The sequence below is a fragment of the Flammeovirga sp. SJP92 genome (genome assembly GCF_001583495.1).
Lineage (GTDB): Bacteria > Bacteroidota > Bacteroidia > Cytophagales > Flammeovirgaceae > Flammeovirga.
Genome location: NZ_LQAQ01000006.1, coordinates 1 through 3,319, shown reverse-complemented (window position 1 = coordinate 3,319; position 3,319 = coordinate 1). Strand labels below are relative to the sequence as shown.

The 3,319-nt window shown below is 37.9% G+C and carries 2 protein-coding genes; one reads left to right on the top strand and one right to left on the bottom strand.

Annotated features, from left to right (window positions below; translation table 11 throughout):
* Positions 1-1,149: polysaccharide lyase family 7 protein (locus AVL50_RS00370; protein ID WP_172826730.1), on the top strand; the 1,149-nt coding region annotated here is incomplete at its 5' end.
* Between the two features lie 434 nt (positions 1,150-1,583).
* Here the strand turns inward: AVL50_RS00370 and AVL50_RS00365 are convergent.
* A complete protein-coding gene (locus AVL50_RS00365; protein ID WP_062614499.1) occupies positions 1,584-3,128 on the bottom strand; it encodes an acyl-CoA carboxylase subunit beta in 1,545 nt (514 codons plus the stop codon).
* Positions 3,129-3,319: the final 191 nt, after the last annotated feature.

Sequence of the window (3,319 nt, the reverse complement as noted above, 5' to 3'; positions counted from 1 at the left end):
TCAGAACCACTTGCAGTGAGTGGAGTAGCAGCTTCATCAAATGATGGAAATGTTCCTCAAAACACTGTAGATGGTAACTTAGATACAAGATGGTCTGCTAATGGAAACGGGCAATGGATCCGTTATGATTTTGGATCAGTAAAAAACATTGAGTCTGTAGCAATTGCATGGTTCAAGGGTGATCAAAGAGCAAGTACATTTGAAATTCTTGCAGGCGATGCAACGGATGCTTTATCTGTTGTGTATTCAGGCGTATCAACGGGTACATCTTTAGATTTGGAAACGATTGCCTTAGAGAATGTTGCAGCACGTTATATTCAGGTTATTGGATATGGAAACACTGCCAATACTTGGAACAGTATCACAGAGTTTGAAGCAGTTGGAACAGATGGCGAAGGAAATGGAACAGATCCTGACGATCCAGATCAAACACCTGGAGGTTACCCTTATGATGTTTTAGGGTTGCAAAATTGGAAGTTAAATGCATTTTCTGGTACATTAAACAACCCAACTTTTGTGGATAAAATCCCAAATCTAGATACTTACTCTAATGATAATTGGTTCTATACGGATGGCACAAATGTCTTCTTTAAATGCTACGCGGGTTATCCTACATCATCAGGATCTGGAAATCCAAGAACGGAGTTAAGAGAGTTAACTGCTGATGGATCAAACAATATCTATTGGGATGGTGGCAGTGGTGTAAACCGTATGGAATGGAAAGTGACAGTAAACCAATTGCCAAGCTCAGGAAAGGTTTGTTTTGGACAAATTCACGGGCCGTCAAGTTCTTATGATGATGTTATCCGTGTTCAGTTCGAAGGAGATCCTAGCCAGTCTTCAGGAGCAGTTAGATTGAAGATTATGGGTTGGGTAACAGAAGAGAACGATGATGGATCGGGTGATTTTATTGATGGAAATTGGGCATTGGATCAAGAAATGCATCTTGAACTGATCTTCGAAAACAGCAATGTAGTGTTGTATTCAATCAATAATGGTTCGAAGACAGAAATCTATCGTTTCAATGGTTGTAATAGTGATTCAAACTATTTTAAAGCGGGTAACTATATGCAATCTATGAAAGGAAAGTCATTAGATACGAGCGATTATGGTTTAGTTTCAATAAGCTATTTGAAGATTACTCATTAATAAGAAGTATGGGCGTTGCACTGTAACGCCCATACAAACAGTTATTTTTTAACATTGTATTTTTTTGAAAACGGACGAATATATACCTACTATCAGTGTTCTTTACCTTATAAGTAATAGTCTTATAGTTTCAAATTATTGAAGAATGACGTGTGGATAGATTAAGTAAAATAATAGTGTTTTTACGATGTTTTTATTGGTAATTAAGCAGATTCATTTTTTGGAAATGCTTTATGCCACACGTATTTATTCATGAGAAAAAAAAGTAGAGATAGGTTTTTCCTATACTCTACTTTCTTCATTTTAGATTTAAGTACTATGATGTACACTATTCACCGTACACACTGTACGGTGTATAGTGTACAAGCAGTACGGTGAATAGCGTACAGTGTGTACGGTGGGTAGTGTACGGATAGAGTGAGCTTGAAAAAGTTTTATAATGGAATATTTCCATGTCTTTTCCTAGGATTATGATCTACTTTATTTCGAAGCATATTGAAAGCGGCAATCAATCTTTCCCTGGTATTCTCAGGTTTGATAACTTCATCAATATAACCTCTATAAGCCGCTCTATAAGGATTCGCAAACTCTTCAGTATACTCATCAATCTTCTCCTGTAATTTAGCTTCAGGGTCTTCTGCACTTTGAATTTCTTTTCTGAAGATAATTTCTGCAGCGCCTTGAGCACCCATCACCGCAATTTCGGCTGTAGGCCAAGCATAATTCAAATCAGCACCAATATGTTTAGAGTTCATCACATCATATGCACCACCATAGGCTTTACGAGTAATAACAGTGATCCTTGGGACTGTAGCTTCACAAAAAGCATAAAGTAATTTCGCACCATTGGCAATAATTCCATTCCACTCTTGATCTGTGCCAGGAAGGAAGCCAGGCACGTCTTCAAATACCAATAAAGGGATATTAAAAGCATCACAGAAGCGAACAAAACGAGCCGCTTTCTTTGAAGCGTCATTATCCAAAACTCCTGCTAATACTGCCGGTTGATTGCCTACAATACCAATACTTTTTCCTCCCAAACGAGCAAAACCTACTACAATATTTTCGGCGTAAGCCTCATGTACTTCAAAGAATGTATCTTTATCAATGGTTCCATGAATAACATCACGAATATCATAAGGAGTATTGGGGTTGTCTGGTACAATATCATTCAGTGCTGTCCTTACTTCAGAATTGATATTGGAATATTCATAGCGAGGAGAATCTTGCTCACAGTTTTGAGGAATATAACTCAATAGTTTTCGGATATTCTGAAGGGCAATAGCTTCATTGGCTGCTGTGAAATGCGTTACACCACTTTTTGTGCTATGAGCTGTGGCCCCACCTAGCTCTTCGGAAGTAACCTCTTCATGTGTAACTGTTTTTACGACATTAGGTCCCGTAACAAACATATAAGAAGTCTGCTCAACCATCATTATAAAGTCTGTGATAGCAGGCGAATACACTGCTCCACCGGCACATGGCCCCATGATGCATGAGATTTGAGGAATCACTCCAGAAGCTCTGGTGTTTTTATAAAAAATATCAGCATAACCTCCCAAGGATTTTACACCTTCCTGAATACGTGCTCCGCCTGAGTCATTGAGACCAATAATAGGAGCACCATTTTTCATTGCTAAATCCATGATTTTACAGATTTTCTCTGCATGTGATTCTGAAAGTGAACCACCAAAAACAGTGAAATCTTGTGAGTAGACATAAACTAAGCGGCCTGAGATTTTGCCGAAACCAGTAATCACACCATCACCAAGATAATGTTCCTTGTCTAATCCAAATTGTACTTCACGGTGTCTGACAAACTTGCCTACTTCATGAAAAGTATTCTCATCCATGAGCAATTGAATTCGTTCACGAGCTGTTAGTTTACCCTTCTTATGTTGGGCTTCTATTCTTTTTTCACCACCGCCAAGCTCAGCTAAGCGGTTCATTTCTTCTAATTTCTGAAGCTTATCCTTCATGTTGTTTATTTCAAGTGTTTTGGTTTGTGTGTTAAGTACTGTGACAAAAGTAAAGGTACATTTTATCTTATCTTTTTTATCCTTCTCTTCGTTAGATTTTTATCGCGTAACTAAGGCTATGCTCTGCAAATCTGCCTTGATTAGAATAAAAAATATTAAACTAAAATCATCCCTTTTCTTCTGTCACAGTA